Source organism: Streptomyces sp. NPDC107546, from assembly GCF_055639175.1.
Window position 1 is genome coordinate 383,395 of record NZ_JBVKBA010000004.1, and the last position, 19,651, is coordinate 403,045.

Below are 19,651 nucleotides of genomic sequence, written 5' to 3' on the forward strand. Positions count from 1 at the left end.
GCTTCCCGGAAGACACCGGTCCGGTCCGGGCGTTGACACAGAGCATGACTTCCCTTCGCAAGCTGGGTTCTTCCGATCTCGAGGTCTTCCCGCTGTCCCTCGGCGGCAACGTCTTCGGCTGGACCGCCGACGAGACGCAGTCCTTCGCCGTCCTCGACGCATACGCGGAGGCGGGCGGGAACTTCATCGACACGGCCGACTCGTACTCGGCCTGGGTGCCGGGCAACAAGGGCGGCGAGTCCGAGACCATCATCGGCAAGTGGGTGAAGGCGCGCGGCAACCGCTCCGACGTGGTCATCGCGACCAAGGTCAGCCAGCACCCCGACTACCAGGGGCTGACCGCCGCCAACATCAGGGCCGCGGCCGACGCGTCCCTGCGTCGTCTGGACACCGACCACATCGATCTCTACTACACGCACTTCGACAAGCCGGAGGTGCCGGTCGAGGAGATCATCGGCGCGCTCGACGAGCTGGTGAAGGCGGGCAAGGTGCGCGCCATCGCCGCCTCCAACATCTCCGCCGAACGCCTCCAGGAGTCCCTGGACTTCTCGGACCGCGAGAACCTGGCGCGGTACGTGGCGCTGCAGCCGCACTACAACCTGGTCTCGCGCGACACCTACGAGGGTGCGCTGCAGGACCTCGCCTCCCGTGCGGGGCTCGCGGCGGTTCCGTACTTCGCGCTCGCGTCGGGCTTCCTGACCGGCAAGTACCGGCCGGGTACGACCGTGGAGTCGGCGCGCGCGGAGGGCGCGGCCAAGCACCTGGCGACCGACCGCGGACAGCGCGTCCTGACGGCCCTGGAGGAGGTCGCCGAGGCCCGGGGCGCGGAGATCCCGACGGTGGCGCTCGCCTGGCTGGCGGCCCAGCCGACGGTCGCGGCACCGATCGCCTCGGCGCGGACTGTGGAGCAGCTGCCGGCGCTGCTGGCCGTGGCGGACCTGACGCTGACGGACGAGGACGTGGCGAAGCTGACGGAGGCGTCGGCGTAGGGCCTGTCCTTCGGATCAGCCCTGCGGACGGCGGAATCCGGCGGCGCCGAGCCCGCGTCAACGCCTAGGAGCGATAGGGGTTGTACCCGGGATACGGCGCCGCCGGGTCGTACTGCGGTGTCGCCGGGCCGTACTGCGGTGTCGCCGGGTCGTACTGCGGTGTCATCGGGCCGTACTGCGGCCTCGCCGGGTCGTACTGCGGCCTCGCCGGGTCGTACTGCGGCCTCGCCGGGTCGTACTGCGGTATCGCGGGGCCGTACTGCGGCGTCCCCTGGAAGGTCACGTGCCCGTAGCCCGGCCACACCGGCGGAGCCACCGGTGCCGTCGCCCGTGCCGCATACGCCAGCGCCGGCCGCGCCACCTCCCGGCGGGCCCACAGCTCGGTCAGCAACTCCTGTTCCCGTACGACGAAATCGGCGCCCACCCGCCCCCGGCGCCCCCGGTGGCGCAGGAACGCCAGGGACGTCGCGTACGCCTCGTACCGCGCGACCGACCGCGCCGCGTCCTTCCCGAAATGCTGCCTCGCGCACTCGCGGGCCAGCCGCCGCGCCCGCATCGAACCGAGGACGAACGGCTCCACCGGCCCCATCCACCCGGCGACCACGTACGCGGGCAGCTCCTCCCGCACCGTCCGCAGCTCCCGCTGCCGCGTCCAGACGACCAGCCAGGTCAGCAGCCCGAACGCGGGCACCATGAACGACGTGTACACCGCGAAGAACCCGTACTGGCCGAACGTGGACGACCCGTTCCACATGGAGTGCATGCCCATCGCGAGCAGCAGCCCGCCGAGCGGCGCCAGCACCCGCCGGACGTGCTGGCGCTCCGCGGAGAGCGCGGCGATGCCGAAGCCGATGCCGGTGAGCACGGTGAACAGCGGGTGCGCGAAGGGCGACATCACCACCCGGACGAAGAAGGTCGCGGCCGTGACGGACGCCAGCCCGCTTCCCCCGCTCATCTGGTCGGTGCCGAAGGCCGTGCCCAGGTAGAGGATGTTCTCGGTGAAGGCGAAGCCGGTGGCGGTGACGCCGGCTATCACCACTCCGTCGACGATCCCGGTGAAGTGCCGTCTGCGGAAGAGGAAGACGAGCAGCACGGCCGCGGCCTTCGCGGACTCCTCCACGATCGGTGCTATCACGATCGCGCCGAGCGTGTCGGCGCTGTGCGGATCGGCGGTCGCGGTCGCTATCCACCGGGTGGCGAAACTGTTGGCGACGATCGCGATGAGCGCGGCGGCGCACGCGCCCCAGGCGAAGGCGAAGATCAGGTTCCGCCAGGGTCCGGGCGCCACCCGGTCCAGCCAGCGGAAGGCCGCGATGAGCAGCGGCACGGGCAGGACCGCGAGGCCCAGCCCGACCAGAAAGCCCTCGGTCCCGGTCTGCTGCCGTACGAGGGCCAGGATGACGAGTCCGGAGAGCGCGAGGAGCGTGATCAGCGCCCCGTACCGCACCCACCGCCTCTGCCACCAGTGCGGGTGCCCGAACGAGCCGCCGGCGGCGTTGCCGCCCGGGTGAGTCGGGTACGAGGGAAAGGTGGCCACGGCATCGACCCTAACGAGACGGGGGCGCCGCCCGCGACGGTGTCCGACTTCACGCGCGGGCGCTCAGTCTTCGGCGGTGAGCTGGTCGCGGTGCGGTACGCGCCGGAAGAGCAGGTCGTTCACGACATGACCCTTGTCCAGCCCCTGCCCCTCGAAACGGGTCAGCGGCCGGAAGCCGGGGCGTGGCGCGTACCCGCCGCCGGGCCGGGTGTTCTCGAACGCCGGGTGCGCGGTGAGCACCTCCAGCATCTGCGCGGCGTACGGCTCCCAGTCCGTGGCGCAGTGCACCAGCGCGCCCGGCTTGAGTCGGCTCGCGGCGAGCGTGAGGAAGTCGGGCTGGATGAGCCGCCGCTTGTGGTGGCGCTTCTTGGGCCAGGGGTCGGGGAAGTAGACGCGCAGCCCGTCGAGGGAGTCGGGGGTGAGCATCTCGCGGAGCAGGATGATCGCGTCGCCGTTGCCGACGCGGATGTTGGTCAGTCCTCCCCGGTCGGCGAGGGCCAGCAGGTTGCCCTGGCCGGGGGTGTGCACGTCGATGGCGAGGATGTTGGTGTCCGGGTCGGCGGCGGCCATCTCCGCGGTGGCCTCGCCCATGCCGAACCCGATCTCCAGCACGACGGGGCGGCTGTTCCCGAACAGCTCGGCGAGGTCGATGACCTGCTGCCCGTCGATGTCCAGCCCCCACTTGGGCCACAGCCGCTGCAGCGCGTCCGCCTGTCCGGCCGTCACCCGGCTCCGCCGCGGCTGGAAGCTGCGGATCCGCCGCTCGAAGTGCGACCCGGCGGGATCGGCCTTGGGCCCGTCGGGAAACCGGGGCTCCCCCTTGGCCCGGGTGTGCCGAATGGACGCGCCGGCACCATGACCGGAGCCGCCACCATGGGTGACCTGGGAATCTTCGGGAGCGAAGTTGAGGGAATCAGACACAGTGGGATCAATTTTAGAGGCAGGGCAGCTATGACCAGCCCGTCCGGTGGTCTGGGGGCGGAGCCCCAGGGAGGGGACGGGAAGGGTAGGGACGGCGGTGGCGAATCCACCCTGCACGGCCCCAGGCCCCAGGCCCCCGGCCCCGCTCACCGCCCCAGCACCACCAACGCCCGCCGCGCCACCTCCCGCCCGATCGCCAGCGAAGCGGTAGCCGCAGGGGACGGCGCGTTCAGTACGTGCACCGCCCGCGCCCCCTCCCGGATCAGAAAGTCGTCCACCAGCGTCCCGTCCCGCAGCACCGCCTGCGCCCGCACCCCGGCAGGGGCCCGCACGAGGTCGCCCTCCAGCACCGCGGGCAGCAACCTCCGCACGGCCTCGGTGAACGCCCTCTTCGACATCGACCGCCGCAGCTCCCCCGCCCCGTACCGCCAGTGCCGCCGCGCGATCCGCCACGATCCGGGCCACGCCACCGTCGCGCCGAGCTCCCGAGGCCGTACGACCCCCCAGCCGTACCCCTCGCGGGCCAGCGCCGGCACCGCGTTCGGTCCGAGGTGGACCTCTCCGTCGATCCCGCGGGTCAGATGCACCCCGAGGAACGGGAACGCCGGATCCGGCACCGGATACACCAGCCCCCGCACCAGCTCCGGCCGGCGCAGCGCGTAGTACTCGCCCCGGAACGGCACGATCCGCACCCCGGGGTCGTCCCCGGTCAGCCGGGCCACCTCGTCGCAGTGCAGCCCGGCGCAGTTGACCAGTACACGGGCGCGGACCACCGCCCCGTCACCCGTGCGTACGGCGACCCCCAGCGAGGCACGCCGGTCGATCCGGACCACCTCCGCCCCGTACCTGATCTCCGCGCCCGAGGCCTCCCCGAGCTGCCGGGCGACCGCCACGAAGTCACAGATCCCGGTGGTGCCCACATGGATGGCCGCGAGACCCCGCACCTCCGGCTCGTACTCCGCTATCTGGGCGGCGCCCAGCTCCCGTACCGGAATGCCGTTCTCCCGGCCGCGCTGCACCAGCGCGTGCAGGCGCGGCAGCTCCTCCCGCCGGGTCGCGACGATCAGCTTGCCGGTGACGGCGTGCGCGATGCCGTACTCGGCGCAGAACTTGACCATCTCGGCGGCACCCTCGACCGCGTACCGCGCCTTGAGGGAGCCGGGTCGGTAGTAGATCCCGCTGTGGATGACCCCGCTGTTGCGCCCCGTCTGGTGGCGGGCCGGGCCGGCCTCCTTCTCCAGGACGGTCACCCGCGTGCCCGGCGCGGCACGCGTGATCGCATACGCCGTGGACAGGCCGACGATTCCGCCACCGATCACCAGCACGTCGCAGTCGTAGGCGATCTCCCGCACCTGCTCCACCTCCCGGTTTCGATAGTGCACTGCGCCACTGACAATGCCCTCAAACCCGGGGGAGCGCCCTGCGGGCCGCGCCGTCAGACCGGAGCCATCAGCAGCGGCCGCGCCCGCTCCCGCAGCTCCGCCACGCGGGGTTCGTCGCCGTACGGCTCCAGCCGGTGCAGCAGGTCCCGCACGTACTCGGTGGTGCGCGCCGACGATATGCGCCCGGCGATCTCCACTGCCCGCACACCCTGTTCGCACGCCGCGTCCAGGTTGCCCGACTCCAGCTCGGCGACCGCCGACACCACCAGGCGCAGCCCGTGCGAGCGCACGTACTCCTCCCCGGGCCGCGACAGCGCCTGTTCGGTGAAGCGGCGGACCTGGCGCGGGGCCTTCAGGTCGCGATAGCACTCGGCGGCGTCGGCCGCGAAGCGGTCGTAGGAGTAGAAGCCGAGCCAGGAGGGATCGTTGTCGCCGTCGCGGGCCCGCTCCAGCCAGCCCTCGGCGGCCTTCAGCGCGGCGCCGGCCGCCTGGGCGTCACCTGCGCGCGCGTGCGCGCGCGCCTCGACCAGGCGGAAGAAGCTCATGGTGCGGGCGGTGGCCAGGCCGCGGTTGCGCTCCAGGGCGGCCTGGGCGAGGTCGACGCCCTCGTCGCCGAAACCGCGGTAGGTCGCCTGCAGCGACATGGAGGCCAGGACGTAGCCCCCGAGGGGCACGTCGGCCGCCGCGCGCGCGAGGCGCAGCGCCTGGATGTAGTAGCGCTGGGCGGCCTCCTGCTGGCCGGTGTCGAAGGCCATCCAGCCCGCCAGCCGGGTGAGTTCGGCGGCCGCGCCGAACAGCGCCCTGCCGACCTCGTCGGAGTACGACCCGAGCAGCAGCGGCGCCGCCTCCACCCTTAAGCACTCCGGCACCATCGACGACCGCCAGTCGCCGCCCCCGTACTTGGAGTCCCAGCGCCTCGCGTCCTCCGCGGCCTCGCGGAGCTTCCGGACGTCGCTGTGGCCGACCTTGATCGGTGCTCCGGACCCGTCCCCTGGGGCGGGGTCGCGTGCCACCGAGCTGTCGGCCGGTGTTATCAGCCAGCGGGAAGCAGGGGTCGCGTAAGCGCTCACTGCGAACGATCCGGCCAGCGACTGCCAGATGCCGCCGCTGCCGGCCCGGCGCCCGGCGAGGTCGAGGCGGTAGAGATCCGTCGCCGACCTCACCGCCTGTCCTACGTCCCGGGGGAAGGCGAGGCCCACTTCCGGTGCGGGATCCGCGTCCGCCAGACCGATCTCGTGGAGCGGTACGGGGCGGCCGAGCTTCTGGCCGATGGCCGCGGCGATCAGGTGCGGCGCGGCACCCTGCGGCACCATGCCCTTCGACACCCAGCGCGCCACCGAGGTCTTGTCGTAGCGAAGTGTCAACCCGCGCTGGGCGCCAAGATCGTTGACGCGCCGGGCGAGTCCTGCGTTGCTGATTCCCGCGAGGGCGAGAACGGCGCCGAGCTTTTCGTTCGGCCCGCGTTGCTCCCTGGACATGGCCACCCCTCGACGCAGACGGCTGCCGCGGCGGTGGCATAACCGCGCGGCATTCGTAAACCCAGCGTAGTTCGCCGCATCCCATGCGTTAAGGGGCGTAAATCCGGTTGGCGGGATTGTGGTCCGCACTTATGTACGGAGTGTCGCCACGTGCTCCCGCTGTGTGGCCGTGCGCCCGTCCGTGCGCTCTTCTCCGGCCACCACGGGGCCGGTTCCATGGGCCGTGCGTGGGTCGGCCCGCTGTACTGGATCCAGTGGGCTGGGGGACACCGCCGCCTCCATCCCCGCGGGCGGCGGACCGGTCCGGGAGGCGAACTCCGCCTCCCGGACCGTGCGTTGCCCAGGGCCTGTACGGAGCGTGCCCGAGCCTGGCCGCCCGCAGCCGATTTGGCCGAAAACCGATGGTGAATTTCGACAGTCATCAAGGCCCCGACCACGACTCTTGAGGGCGCGAACGGCGTTTTCGGGGAGCATTCCGGGGGCGCATTCACGTCGCTGTTTCCTTCGTCGCCTCTCCGACGGCCGCGGGTCGCACGGGAGTTCACCGGCTCGAGGGCCGCTCCCCACGAGCGCGTTACGGGGCGCACGAGCTGTGGCTTGCACCCTCCGGGGCGCATTCTTCGTGGCAGCATGGAGCCGTTCGTACGGTGCACTGGTTGTCCACAGCCTGTGGAGGCGTCGATGCGGTGGTTGGTGGGATGGAGCAGCACCGCCGCGGGAGCCGTCGGGCCCGGCTCGGCCGGCGCCACCGGTTACGACGGCGAGACCGTGCACCCGGTCGGCTCCCAACTCCTGTGGGGCGACCCCGATCCGCTGTGGGCGGTCGGCGACTGGCGCCCCGACGAGGTGCGCGTCGTGAAGGCCGACGCGCGGACCCGGATCGCGGTCCTGGGCACCTGCGGCGCATCCGACGAGCAGCTGCGCGTCGCACTGTTCGCCGCCCGGGGTGGGGCGCTGCGCCATCTGACCGCCTGGTCCGGCAGCTACACCGCCGTGGTCCAGGTCGGCCGCAGGACCACCGTGTGCGGCGACCTCGCGGGCGCCCGGCCGGTGTTCTACACCCCCTGGGCCGGTGGCACGGCCTACGCGACCGCCGCGCTGCCGCTCGCCGACCTCATCGAGGCCAACCTGGACTTCGGGCACCTGGCGGCCCTGCTCGCCGCCCCCGACGTACCGGCAGCGCTGCACGACTCCACCCCGTACGACGGCGTACGACGCATCCCGCCGGGGCATGCGCTGATCCTGCGCGCGGGTGCCCGGGAGATCGCCGGATACGAGCCGGTCGCCTCCCTCGCCGTCGCGGCGCCCCCGGCGGACCCGGCCGACGCGGTGGACGCGGTGCGCGACGCCCTGGTCGACGCCGTACGCGCGCGGCTGTCGGCGCCCCGGCACGTCCCGAGCGCCGACCTCGACCCGGGGCCGGTGCCCGGCATGGGACCCGCGGAACGCCGTGCCGCGCGCGGAATGCCGGTCCCCGGCATCGGCGCCGACCTGTCCGGGGGCCCCGCCTCCGGCACCCTGGCCCTCCTCGCGGCCGGACTGCCGGGCATGCCCGGCACGATCCTCGGGCACGGCACCGGCGCCGGCGAACGCCTGCTCGCCGTCACCTTCAACGACCTCGCCGTCAGGGGCCGCGAGGCCGAACTGGAGCGGGCCGGCACGCTCGCGGCCAACCCCCGGCTGCACCACGTGGTGGTCACCGGCGGCGAGGAAGTGCTCCCCTACGCCGATCTGGAGGGCCCGCTGACGGACGAACCGGGCCCCTCCCTGGTGACGGCGGCCCGGCACCGCGCCCGTCTCGCGTCGGGCAGCGCGGACCACTTCACCGGCTACGGCGCCCGGCAGGTCCTCGACGCGCACCCGGCCCGGCTCGCCGACCTGCTGATGGACCGCAAGCGCCGCCACCTGGTGCGCCCCATGGCCGCGCTCGCGAAGGCGGACGGCTCGGTGATGGTCCCCGCGCGCGTGTACAGCGCGGCCCGCAAGCTGTCCCGCACGCCGTACCGGGCAGGCGTCGACGCACTCGCCGACCGGCTGATGCGGCGGCGGTTCGAGGAGCCCGGGGGTGCCGTGGGCGCGTCGCTCGCCGCGCTCACCTGGGCGAGACCCGGGCCGGCGGCACGCTGGCTGACCGGTGAGGCGCTGGCTGAAGTATCGGTTCGCCTCCAGGGGGCCGCGGGCCGGCCGGACGTGGGTCCGGGGCAGCGTCCCGGCGACCACCGCGCGCGTGCCGCACTGGCGAGGCACGCCACCGACCTCCGCGTCCTGGAACAGGCCGCCGAGATCCGCTCCCAGCGGCTGCACGCCCCCTTCCTGGACAACCAGGTCGTCCGCGCCTGCCGCGCGCTTCCCGAGACCCTGCGGGTGCAGCCGGGGGCACGGGCGGCGATCCTCCGCACGGTCCTCGAGGGCGCGGGCGTCGGTGGCCTGCCGCCCGGCTGGGGCGCCCCCTCCCACGGCTCCTCGGCAGCCGCGACCCGGGCGGGCCTCAGGCTCGCCGCGAACTCCCTCGTCGACCTCTTCGCCACCCCCCTGCTGGCGGAAGCCGGCCTGGTGGAGGCCAGAGTGGTCCGCAAGGCGGTACGCGCGGCGGCCGACGGCACCCCCCTTCCCCTGGACGGCCTGGCGGACCTGGTCTCCCTGGAACTCTGGCTCCGCCGCCTCCTGTCCCGCCGAGGCACCTGCTGGACGGGAACCCCGGCAAGGGCCCGCGCGGTACCGGCGGGGATCTCGGCCCGGGGGAGGGCGCTGGGGGCCGGGGCGTAAGGGCACGGCGCGCCGCTTGAGGAAGGCACTCCGCAAGCGCCGGGCCGCGCGACCTCCCCGGGCCGGACCGCTGGGTACGGACAACCCCCGGGCAACCGCACCGCCGGGTGCGGACAACCCCCGGGCAACCGCACCGCCGGGTGCGGACAACCCCCGGCAACCGCACCGCCGGGTGCGGACAACCCCAGGGCACCCGACACCCCGCGCCACCCGACCCCACGGCCCCACTAAAACCCGTGCCCCGCCCCTCACCCCCCGCGACAATGACCCGGTGCGGTACAAGATCCTGGGCACGGCCCAAGCAGAGGACGACCAAGGAACCCCCGTCCCCCTGGGCGGTCCCCGCCTCCGCGCCCTCCTCACCGCCCTGGCGCTCCGCCCGGGCCGTACCACCACTCCCCAGACCCTGATCGACGAGATCTGGCCGGACGACCCTCCGCTCGACGCCCCCGCCGCGCTCCAGGCCCTCGTCGCCCGCCTGCGCCGCACCCTCGGCCGGACCGCCGTGGCCTCCGCCCCCGGTGGCTACCGTCTCGACGCCGGCCGTGACTCCGTCGACCTCTTCGTCTTCGAGGATCTCGTCCAGCGCGGCACCGCCGCCCTCGCCGACGGCGACCCGCACACCGCCGCCCGCGATCTGCGCACGGCCCTCGCCCTGTGGCACGGCCCCGCCCTGGCCGACCTCCCCGACCGCACCGCCGCCGCCCGCCCCGAGGCCCTGCGCCTGACGGCGACCCGCGCCCGCATCGAGGCCGACCTGCGCCTGGGCCGCGCCCCCGACGTCGTACCGGAGCTGACGGAACTGACGACGGCGCACCCGTACGACGAACCCCTCCACGCCCTTCTCATCCGCGCGCTGCGCGCCACGGGCCGCGGCGCCGACGCTCTCGCGGCCTACGAACGGGCCCGCCGGGCCCTGGCGGACGGCCTGGGCACCGACCCCGGCCCGGAACTGAAGTCCCTGCACGCCGATCTGCTGTCCCCGCAGACCTCCCAGGAGACATCCGCTCGTTCCTCCGCGCCGCCCACCCCCCAGACCTCCGGGCCGAGCTCCCCGCAGCCCCCCACCCCGCTCAAGTCGCCGACGGCCCCCCGCACCGGCAACCTCCGCCCCCGACTGAACTCCTTCGTCGGCCGCGAACTCGAGCTCGAGGCCATCCGTTCGGACGTCCGCAGGGCCCGCCTGGTCACCCTCACCGGACCGGGCGGCTCCGGGAAGACCCGTCTCGCCGAGGAAGCCGCCGCCGGGCTGCCGCAGGCGTGGCTGGCCGAGCTGGCCCCGCTGGATCGGCCGGAGGCGGTCCCCGCCGCGGTGGTCAGCGCCCTCGGGCTGCGTGAGACGGTGCTGATCACCAACGAGCTGGCGATGCCGCAGGACGATCCGGTCGCCCTGCTGATCGAGTACTGCGCTCCGCGCCGCGAACTTCTGATTCTCGACAATTGCGAGCATGTGATCGACGCGGCGGCCGAGCTGGCCGAGACGCTGCTCACGCACTGCCCGGGCCTGACGATCCTCGCCACCAGCCGTGAACCCCTGGGCGTACCCGGCGAGTCGGTCCGCCCCGTGGAGCCCCTGCCGCCCGATCCCGCGCACCGCCTCTTCCTCGAGCGCGCGGCGGCCGTGCGCCCCGACCCGCACGCCGTCCACGACCCGGAGGCCGTCGACGAGATCTGCCGCCGTCTCGACGGCCTGCCCCTGGCCATCGAGCTGGCCGCCGCCCGTCTGCGGCTGCTGACCCCCCGGCAGATCGCCGACCGCCTCGACGACCGCTTCCGCCTCCTCACCTCCGGAAGTCGCACGGTGTTGCCACGACAGCAGACCCTGCGCGCGGTCGTCGACTGGTCCTGGGACCTGCTCGACGAGCGGGAGCGCACGGTGCTGCGCGAGGTCTCCGTCTTCGCCGGCGGCTGGGACCTCGCCGCCGCCGAGGCCGTGTGCACCGGCCCCGTCGCCGACCTGATCGGGGCGCTCGTCGACAAGTCCCTGGTCGTCGCGGCCCCGGGCGACGGGGACGGCGGTACGGGCATGCGCTACCGCATGCTCGAGACGATCCACGAGTACGCCACCGAGCGCGCCGCCGAGGCCCCCGAGCTGCGCACCGCCGCCGAGCGCAGGCACCGGGCGTGGGTGCGGGCGCTCGTCGAGGAGGCCGAACCGAAGCTGCGCTCCGCGGGGCAACTGCCGTGGATCCGCCGCCTGGAGACGGAACTCGACAACATCCGGGCCGCGCTGTACCGCGCCATCGCCTCCGGTGACGAGGAGGAGGCCGGCGCGATCGCGCTGGCCACGGGATGGTTCTGGTGGCTGCGGAACTTCCGGCGGGAGGGCACGGAATGGACGGAGCGGGTGCTGCGCCTGGGAGCGGTTCTGGATGCCGGCGCCACGGCCGGCTCCCCACCGTGGCCGGCGTCGGCCTCGGCGACCAGGCGTCCCTCCACCGACGTCCTCGAGGAGCTCGCCGCGGTCGACCACGTCGAAGCCTTCCTCGCCGGCCCAGCAGCCGAGGAGCGACACCCCCTGCACGTCCTGCGGATGAATCTGCGGATGCTGCACCTGTTCCTCGTCGCGGAATCGCGGCCGACGGAGTCGATACGGGATGAACGGACCCGGCGGTACACCGCCCGGGTCCGGGCGGCCTTCGAGCGGGGCGGCCCGGAGGCGGCCCGGTTCCCCGGCATCCTCTGGGCGCTGACCGTGTTCCACCTGGGCGAGCCGTACGACGTCCGGCACGCCATGGACGCCATCCTCGCCAACTGCCGCCGCCACGGCGGCGACTGGGAGATCGGCGTGGCCCTCATGTTTCGCGCGCACATGCTCGTCGACTCCCCGGGGGGTCTGCACCACGTGGACGGCGACCTGGCCGAACTGCGCACGCTCAGCCGTCGCGTCGGCGACCGCTGGATGCGCGCCCAGGTGTCCAGCGCGGTCGGGGAGGCGGCGATGGGGCGCGGCTCCTTCGAGGAGGCGAAGGGCGAGTACGAGGAGGCACTGCGGCTCGCCCACGAGGTGGGGGCGTACGCGGAGTCCCCGTTCCTGCTCGCCCGGCTCGGCGAGATCGCCTACCGGGAGGGCAATCGGGCGGACGCGCAGGCGGCGCTGGACGAGGCGAGCGACGCCGCGGACCGGTACGGGGTGCACGACGCCCGCGGGTATGTGAGCCTGCTGCGCGCACAGATGGCGCTGGACGACGGGGAAACCGTCCGGGCGCGCGCCTTGTGCGAGAACGCGCGGGTGGAGACCGTCCGGAACACGCCGCCGCCGCAGTTCATCGCCGCGCTGAACGGCATCGACGCGCTCGTCACCATCGCCGAGTCCGGTCCGTGCCAAGGACTGCCCAAGCTCGCCGAGGCGCTGCGCCATGCGGTGGAGAGCAGGTGCGCGGAGTCGGTGACGGCGGGGCTCGTGGACATCGCGGCGAACGCCCTGGCCGCCCTGGGCGAGCATGCCCGCGCGGTCCGGCTGCTCGCGGCGGCCGACCGGTGGCGCCCGCCGAACGCCGTACGCCCCGGACCGGACCGCGTCGAGGCGGAGCGGACCGAGGCGGCCGCGCTGAAGGCGCTCGGGCGGGCCCGGTTGGACGTGGAGCGTGCGAGGGGCACGGAGTTCACCCCGGACGACGTGCTGGGAGAGCTGGCGGGGGCCTCCGCGGACCACCCCGCCCAGTGAATGGGCGGACCAGCCCCGGTGAGTCGGGGAAGGCAGGGGGCCCTGTCGGCAGGTGAACCGCGTCTCCGCCCGGTCCGCGCGCGCCACCGGGTCCCTGGGGGTCCGGCGGCGCTCCGCGGTGGTCCTCCCCGGGTGGCGCGTGAGCGGCCGGCCGGGCTCACACCGGACGGGACCGCAGGCCCTCCAGGAGGATGTCCAGCAGCCGCGTCGAGGCCGCCGCCTGCTGGGCGGCGTCCGGCAGCGAGGGCGCCGCCGTGGCGATCACCAGCAGCACGTCCGAGACGGTGACGTCCGGCCGCAGTTCACCCGCCGCACGTGCCCGCTCCACGAGCTGCCCGACGACCTCCAGCAGCGTCGCCGCTCCCGCGTCGTCCGGTTCCGGCGTCGGCCGCTGCTCCACGAGCCGCAGGTCGGCGGCCGGCTCGGACCGCTGCTGCGGCACCCGGGGCGCGTCCGGCGACGCCGCCTCGGACCCCTCGATGCCCTCCTCGGCGACCCCCACCCGCAGCACGTGCGGCGGGAGCAGCCGTCCCGCGCCCGACGCCACCGATGTGCGCAGGAAGCGCGAGAGCGCCGACCACGGTTCGTCCTCCTGACCGAGCGCCGCCCTGGCCTGCTCGGTCAGCCGGGAGGTCTCCTCCTCGGCTATCCGCCGCACCAGGACGTCCTTGCTCGGGAAGCGCCGGTACACGGTGCCGACGCCGACCCGCGCGCGCCGCGCCACGTCCTCCATCGGCGCGCCGTACCCCGACTCGCCGAAGACCTCGCGTGCCGCGCGCAGTACGTGCTCCAGATTGCGCTGTGCGTCCACTCGCAGCGGCGTCGTCCGCGCAGCCTCCCCGCGTCCGTTGTCCACCGCCGCGCCCACCGTGCCCGCCGCCGCGACGGCGGACGCGGACGACCAATGAGAGTCCTGAATGTGCATAAGTGTTCCCCCGGTCCTGACGTCTCCCCCCGGAGACTCTCCCCGCTATCGGAAACCGGAGCGTACGGAACAGGCGTCGCACGTGACCGGGCCCGCCCGTCGCGGACCCGCGAGCGCATCCCCCTACACCCCGTCAAGAGACGAACATAGTTGAGCGGGAGTCAATTCAGAAGGGGCGCGTTCCGGGCGGGTCGCCCCCCGATCGGAGTACGGGTCGGATTCGCCCCCTTTGCACCCTCCGTAGTAACCGCTCACACCCCCGCTGACCTGCGACGCTTCCCCGTGCTCCGGTGATTCGGCCAACCCTGCCCCACCCGTCCGTCCCGTCACACAATTTGCCGGGCCTGTGGACAAATTCGGGCGCCGGGTGCCTCATGGGAAGGTGACGGCTGCATTCCACCGGGCGACGCCCCCCGAACACCCGAAGTGTGTGCGCATCCTCATCGTCGGCGGCGGCTACGTCGGCCTGTACACGGCGCTGCGCCTGCAACGGAAGCTGAAGGCGGAACTCCGCCGGGGCGAGGCGGAGATCGTGGTGGTCTCGCCCGACCCCTACATGACCTATCAGCCGTTCCTGCCGGAGGCGGCCGCCGGCGCCATCTCGCCGCGCCACGTGGTCGTCCCGCTGCGCCGCGTCCTTGCGGACTGCCACGTCCTCATCGGCGAGGCCACGGCCATCGACCACGCCAAGCGGACCGCCACCATCTCCACGCTCTCCAGCGAGGAGACCGGGCAGAGGGAACAGATCGCGTACGACGAACTCGTCCTCGCACCCGGCTCGATCTCGCGCACCCTCCCCATCCCCGGTCTCGCCGACCACGGCATCGGCTTCAAGACCGTCGAGGAGGCCATCGGCCTGCGCAACCACGTCATCGAGCAGATGGACATCGCCTCCTCCACCCGCGACCCCGCGATCCGCGACGCGGCCCTCACCTTCGTCTTCGTCGGCGGCGGCTTCGCCGGCGTGGAGGCGCTCGGCGAGCTGGAGGACATGGCCCGCTACGCCGCCCGCTACTACCACAACGTCAAGCCCGAGGACATGCGGTGGATCCTCGTGGAGGCCTCCGACCGCATCCTCCCCGAGGTCGGCGAGGAGATGGGCCGCTACACCGTCACCGAGCTGCGCCGCCGCAACATCGACGTACGCCTCGAGACCCGCCTGGAGTCCTGCGCCGACCGGGTCGCCGTCCTCTCCGACGGTTCCCGCTTCCCGACCCGTACGGTCGTGTGGACCGCCGGTGTGAAACCGCACCCGATCCTCGCCGCGACCGACCTGCCGCTGAACGAGCGCGGGCGCCTGAAGTGCACCCCGCAGCTGACCGTGGACGGCGTCACGCACGCGTGGAGCGCGGGAGACGCGGCCGCCGTCCCCGACGTCACCGCCGAGCCCGGCAGGGAGACGGCCCCCAACGCCCAGCACGCGCTGCGCCAGGCCAGGGTGCTCGGCGACAACATCGTGCACGCGCTGCGCGACGAGCCCCTGGAGACGTACGCGCACAAGTACGTCGGTTCGGTGGCCTCCCTGGGACTGCACAAGGGCGTCGCCCACGTCTACGGGCGCAAGCTGAAGGGCTGGCCCGCGTGGTTCATGCACCGCACGTACCACCTCAGCAGGGTGCCCACGTTCAACCGCAAGGCGCGCGTACTGGCCGAATGGACGCTGGCAGGCCTCTTCAAGAGGGAGATCGTGTCGCTCGGTTCACTCGAACATCCCCGTGCGGAGTTCGAACTGGCCGCCGGTGGAAAGCATTCTTCAGACCCGAAGGGGTCGAACTGAGCGGACCCAGGAACTCCGCCGGAAACACCGACGTCTGACGGATGTCGGTCCGGTCGGCCAGACTGGTCCACGACCTGGGCGGGCCGACCCTCGCCCTGACGCACCCACCAGGCTTTCCCCACAGCGCCGCACCCCCGGGGACTGGCCCCCGGACCCCGCCCGGATCCGGAAGCCGGCCGGAGACGACAATGACGAGGCAAGGAATCGGTGAACTTCACGCGCTGGAGCGCCCGGCTCCCCGGAACGCAGCGCCGCGCCGCAGCGCGGACCGACCACGCGGTCTCACCTGACCGGCGGGACGGCTCCGTGCCCCTGGCCCGCGCCGAGCGGATCACCGACGACACGCCGAGCGTGCCCGCCCTCGACGAACTGCCGGCGCGGGAGGTGCTCGACCGCATCCCTGCGCTCGTCGCCCTGGTGCACGGCCCGGACCACCGCGTCGACTACGTGAACGACGCCTACACGGCGGCCTTCGGCGCCCGCCCGGTGGGCGAACCCGCGCGCGAGGCACTGCCCGAACTGGACGCACTGGGCCTCCTCCCGCTCCTCGACCAGGTGCTGCGCAGCTCCAAGCCGCGCACGGTCAAGTCCCGCAAGGCGCCCGGCGGCCGTTCGTACACCTTCACCTGCACACCGGTGGACGCACCCGACGACAGGTCCCGGGGCGTGCTCGTCTTCGCGGTCGACGTCACCGACCACGCAGACGCCGCCGAACGGCTGCGCGCCAGCGAGCGCGAGCAGCGCCGGACCGCGGTGACCCTCCAGCGCTCCCTGCTGCCCCAGGAACTCGAACAACCCGACGACCTGCGCATCGCCGCCACCTATCATCCCGGCGGCACCGAGGCCGCGGTCGGCGGCGACTGGTACGACGTGATCACTCTCGGCGGCGGCCGCACCGCGCTGGTGATCGGCGACGTCATGGGCAGGGGCGTCCGCGCGGCGGCGGTGATGGGCCAGCTGCGCACGGCCGTGCGCGCGTACGCCCGCCTGGACCTGCCCCCGCACGAGGTCCTCCAGCTCCTCGACGGCCTCGCCGCGGAGATCGACGCCAACCAGATCGCGACCTGCGTCTACGCCGTCCACGACCCGAACGAGGGCCGGCTGGTGTACGCCTCGGCCGGCCACCTCCCGATCCTGGTCCGCGACGAGAGAGGCAACGTCCTGCGCGCGGACGAACCCACCGGCCCGCCCCTCGGCACGGGCGGCTGGATGCACGCCTCCGGCTCGGTACCGCTGGCACCGGGATCCACGGCCGTCCTCTACACCGACGGCCTGGTGGAACGCCGGGACGCCGACCTGGACGAAGGCATCGCGGCTCTTGCGGGTGCGCTCGCCGGCGCCACGGGCACACCCCAGGTGATCTGCGACCGCCTGCTCCGTTCGGCGGGTGTCACGGCGGGCCACGACGACGACGTGGCGGTCCTGGTCCTCCAGCACCCGTCGCGGACGGGACCGGACGGCGAGCTGTTCCGCAACGCCGCACTGGAGTTGCTGGGCGGGGTGGAGGCGGCGCCACGCGCGCGTGCGTTCGCCTCCGGTGTGCTGACGAGCTGGCGGTTCCCGGCGGACCTGCACGATCACGGGGTCCTGGCGGCGAGCGAACTGGTCGCCAACTCGCTGCAGCACGGCACACCGCCCATGCGGCTGCGTCTGCGCCGTACGGACCGCCGCCTGATCATCGAGGTCACGGACGGCGACGACCACCTCCCGAGGCGCCGCCGCGCCGAACCCGCGGACGAGGCGGGCCGGGGCATCGCGATCGTGGCGACGATCGCGTCGAGCTGGGGGTCACGGAGGACACCCGGGGGCGGCAAGGCGGTGTGGTGCGAGTTCGCACTGCCGAAGGCCGACGGCTGAGCTCCCGGGGCGGGGCGCTCAGGTGCGCGCCGACGCCGGCTCCGCCGACGCACCCCCCTGCGCCACCACCCGGCTCCTGCCCAGCGACGGCCGGTTCTGCGCCGGCGTCAGCAGCCGCCCGAGCCGCACCGCCAGCACGGTGATGCCCAGCGAGCACAGCAGGAACGTCACGACGTAGGGCCCCGGCAGGGCTGCTGCGAGGGGACCACCCACCGCCGGGCCCACCGCCAGCGCCAACTGCTTCACCAGGGCGAACACCGAGTTGTACTGCCCCGCCATCCCCGTCGGCGCCAGGTCCGCCACCAGCGGCGCGACCGTCGGCGACAGCATCGCCTCACCCAGCCCGAACAGCGCGTACGTCGAGACGAATGCGGCCGTCGCCATCTCCCGGCTGCCGTGACCCAGCCCCGCGTACCCCGCGACGGCCCACGCGCCCGCCCAGATCAGCCCCACGGCCGCGATCACCCGCGACCGCCTGCGCCGCTCCACGAACTTCAGCACCGCGAACTGCGCCACCACGATCGTCGCCGTGTTCGCCGCCAGTGCCGTACCCAGCGCGGACGTCGAGATCCCGGCCGCCTCCACGCCGTACGCGCTCAGCCCCGACTCGAACTGTCCGTAGCACGCGAAGAACAGCACGAAGCCCAGCACACAGAGCTGCACCATGGCCCGGTTCCCCAGCAGCTGCCGCCGGCTCGCCCCGTCGCCCCGCGGCGCCGACTCCTCGAGCCTCGGCGTCCGCGGCATCCGCACCGTCGCCATGACCACGACCAGCAGCAGGAACATCGCCGCCTCGATCGCGAACAACAGCGTGAAGGACGACGCCCGCGACACGTCGACTAGGTGCCCGCCGATCAGCCCACCGACCCCGAGCCCCAGGTTCTGCAGGAAGAACTGCACCGCGAAGGCCCGCGACCGCGTCTCCGCGACCGAGCAGTCCACGATCATCGTGGCCAGCGCCGGCTGCATCACCGCCTGCCCGGCCCCGAGGAGCGCCGCCGACAGCAGCACGCTCACCGCGCCGGCCGCGAGGCCCAGGCTCAGCGAGCCCACCGCAGCCATCACGAGGGCGGCGAGCAGCACCGGAAGCGGGCCGCGCCGGACGATGGCCCGCCCGGCGAACGGCAGCACGACCAGCGCGGCCACAGCGAAGACGGCGAGTACGAGACCCGCCGTCACAGCACCGAGATCCCGCACCTGCGCCACATAGACGTACAGATAGGGGACGGTGAAGCCGAGGCCGAACGCGCTGAGTGCGTTACCCACATGGATCCGGCGCATCGCTGCGCCCATCGCCCTGGTCACTTTCACCTTCCTTGAGAAGCGGGCCGCCGGCCGGAGTCTTACCCCTGAAGCAGTTAGCCCTGAAGACTTCGAAGCTAAATTTCGAAGTTGAACAGTACACCTTCAAGGAGTTCAACGCCAAGCGGTCGCGTGTCATACTGCGCCCATGGGTGACACCCCCGGCGTGAGCGAGCCGACCCTCGACGAACAGATCGCCGCCTACCAGCGCGAGTTCCAGGACCTGGACCCGCAGGTGGAGAAGATCGTCTCGGCACTGTCCCGGCTCAACCGCCGTATGAACGTCGCCTACGGCCGCCAGACCGCCGCGCTCGGCATCAGCAACACCGACTGGGAGGTCCTCAAGGCCCTCGTCCTCTCCGGCGCCCCCTACCGCATGGGCCCGAGCGACCTGGCCAAGCGACTTGGTCTGACACCGGCCGCGATGACCCACCGCATCGACCGCATGGTCGGCGAGGGGCTGGTCACCCGGGAGCGCGACGAGGCCAACCGCGTCCGCGTCATCGTGGAGCTGACCGACGAAGGCCGTGAGAAGTGGCTGGAGGCGATGCGCCTGGCCTCCGGGTTCGAGGAGGACCTCCTCCAGGACCTCTCGCCCGAGGAACGCACGGTCCTCGGTGACGTGCTGACGCGCCTGCTGCGCCGGGTGGAAGACGCGCAGCCGGACGCCGGCGGCCGTCTCAGCGACCTGGACTGACGTAGCCCGCAGGTTTGACGCGATCCCAGGCTGGGGAGGCTTGACAGTCCACCCCCCGATCCGTAAAGTTCTTCGGGTTGCCACGGGGCCGTAACGGTTCTGCGGCAGCACCTCCCGCCGCATCAGCGGCAACAAACCACTCAGCAAGATCTCCCGACCGGGTCAATTTCGGCATGCCCGAATTCGATTCCATTGGGTACGGCGACCTCGATCCACTCGATTTGGGAATCGCCGGAGAGATCCGCTAGAGTCGGAGATGTCGGAACGGCCCAAGGGCCGCGAGGACAAGCCCGGTTGACTGGGCGTCAGACCCCGAAGGGAACTGAGGGATCTGATAGAGTCGACAAAGCCGG

The 19,651-nt window shown here is 73.1% G+C and carries 12 protein-coding genes; 6 read left to right on the top strand and 6 right to left on the bottom strand.

Annotated elements, in window-relative coordinates:
• Positions 1-44: 44 nt before the first annotated feature.
• Positions 45-989 carry an aldo/keto reductase gene (locus ACZ7L1_RS08685; protein ID WP_471435371.1) on the top strand — a complete coding sequence of 315 codons (945 nt, stop codon included), beginning with the start codon at positions 45-47 and terminating at the stop codon, positions 987-989.
• A gap of 64 nt (positions 990-1,053) precedes the next feature.
• Here the strand turns inward: ACZ7L1_RS08685 and ACZ7L1_RS08690 are convergent, their stop codons facing one another.
• The 4 genes from ACZ7L1_RS08690 to ACZ7L1_RS08705 form a co-directional block, all read right to left on the bottom strand.
• A complete protein-coding gene (locus tag ACZ7L1_RS08690) occupies positions 1,054-2,526 on the bottom strand; it encodes a PrsW family intramembrane metalloprotease (RefSeq protein WP_471435373.1) in 1,473 nt (490 codons plus the stop codon).
• 63 nt (positions 2,527-2,589) lie between these two features.
• Positions 2,590-3,447: a tRNA (guanosine(46)-N7)-methyltransferase TrmB gene (trmB, locus tag ACZ7L1_RS08695; RefSeq protein WP_471435375.1), complete on the bottom strand. Its 858-nt coding sequence runs from the start codon at positions 3,445-3,447 to the stop codon at positions 2,590-2,592.
• Positions 3,448-3,593: 146 nt separating this feature from the next.
• Positions 3,594-4,829, bottom strand: coding sequence for an L-2-hydroxyglutarate oxidase (gene lhgO / locus ACZ7L1_RS08700; protein WP_471435377.1), 1,236 nt, complete (start codon positions 4,827-4,829; stop codon positions 3,594-3,596).
• Positions 4,830-4,882: 53 nt separating this feature from the next.
• A complete protein-coding gene (locus ACZ7L1_RS08705) occupies positions 4,883-6,307 on the bottom strand; it encodes an MFS transporter (protein WP_471435379.1) in 1,425 nt (474 codons plus the stop codon).
• A gap of 681 nt (positions 6,308-6,988) precedes the next feature.
• Between ACZ7L1_RS08705 and ACZ7L1_RS08710 the strand changes: the two genes are divergently transcribed.
• A complete protein-coding gene (locus tag ACZ7L1_RS08710) occupies positions 6,989-9,073 on the top strand; it encodes an asparagine synthase-related protein (protein ID WP_471435380.1) in 2,085 nt (694 codons plus the stop codon).
• Positions 9,074-9,344: 271 nt separating this feature from the next.
• Positions 9,345-12,740, top strand: a complete 3,396-nt coding sequence (locus ACZ7L1_RS08715) for an AfsR/SARP family transcriptional regulator (RefSeq protein ID WP_471435382.1) — start codon at positions 9,345-9,347, stop codon at positions 12,738-12,740.
• A 157-nt stretch (positions 12,741-12,897) separates the two neighbouring features.
• On the opposite strand, the gene ACZ7L1_RS08720 is transcribed toward ACZ7L1_RS08715, so the two are convergent.
• Positions 12,898-13,665, bottom strand: coding sequence for a TetR/AcrR family transcriptional regulator (locus tag ACZ7L1_RS08720; RefSeq protein ID WP_471435384.1), 768 nt, complete (start codon positions 13,663-13,665; stop codon positions 12,898-12,900).
• Between the two features lie 382 nt (positions 13,666-14,047).
• Here ACZ7L1_RS08720 and ACZ7L1_RS08725 point away from each other — a divergent pair, with 382 nt between their 5' ends.
• Entirely contained in the window at positions 14,048-15,442 is a 1,395-nt protein-coding gene (locus ACZ7L1_RS08725) for an NAD(P)/FAD-dependent oxidoreductase (RefSeq protein ID WP_471435386.1), read from the top strand.
• A 207-nt stretch (positions 15,443-15,649) separates the two neighbouring features.
• Complete coding sequence (locus tag ACZ7L1_RS08730; RefSeq protein ID WP_471435387.1) at positions 15,650-17,299, top strand: ATP-binding SpoIIE family protein phosphatase; 1,650 nt, start codon at positions 15,650-15,652, stop codon at positions 17,297-17,299.
• Positions 17,300-17,317: 18 nt separating this feature from the next.
• On the opposite strand, the gene ACZ7L1_RS08735 is transcribed toward ACZ7L1_RS08730, so the two are convergent.
• Positions 17,318-18,592 (bottom strand): MFS transporter, encoded by a 1,275-nt coding sequence (locus tag ACZ7L1_RS08735; RefSeq protein ID WP_471435424.1) that lies wholly within the window; start codon positions 18,590-18,592, stop codon positions 17,318-17,320.
• Between the two features lie 157 nt (positions 18,593-18,749).
• On the opposite strand from ACZ7L1_RS08735, the gene ACZ7L1_RS08740 reads away from it, so the two are divergent.
• Positions 18,750-19,298 carry a MarR family winged helix-turn-helix transcriptional regulator gene (locus tag ACZ7L1_RS08740; protein WP_103840405.1) on the top strand — a complete coding sequence of 183 codons (549 nt, stop codon included), beginning with the start codon at positions 18,750-18,752 and terminating at the stop codon, positions 19,296-19,298.
• The last annotated feature ends 353 nt before the right edge of the window (positions 19,299-19,651 follow it).

Coding starts and splice junctions, on each gene's coding strand:
- ACZ7L1_RS08685 (WP_471435371.1), top strand. CDS start 45: ATGACTTCCCTTCGCAAGCTGGGTTCTTCCGATCTCGAGGTCTTCCCG.
- ACZ7L1_RS08705 (WP_471435379.1), bottom strand. CDS start 6,307: ATGTCCAGGGAGCAACGCGGGCCGAACGAAAAGCTCGGCGCCGTTCTC.
- ACZ7L1_RS08710 (WP_471435380.1), top strand. CDS start 6,989: ATGCGGTGGTTGGTGGGATGGAGCAGCACCGCCGCGGGAGCCGTCGGG.
- ACZ7L1_RS08720 (WP_471435384.1), bottom strand. CDS start 13,665: ATGCACATTCAGGACTCTCATTGGTCGTCCGCGTCCGCCGTCGCGGCG.
- ACZ7L1_RS08735 (WP_471435424.1), bottom strand. CDS start 18,592: ATGGGCGCAGCGATGCGCCGGATCCATGTGGGTAACGCACTCAGCGCG.
- ACZ7L1_RS08740 (WP_103840405.1), top strand. CDS start 18,750: ATGGGTGACACCCCCGGCGTGAGCGAGCCGACCCTCGACGAACAGATC.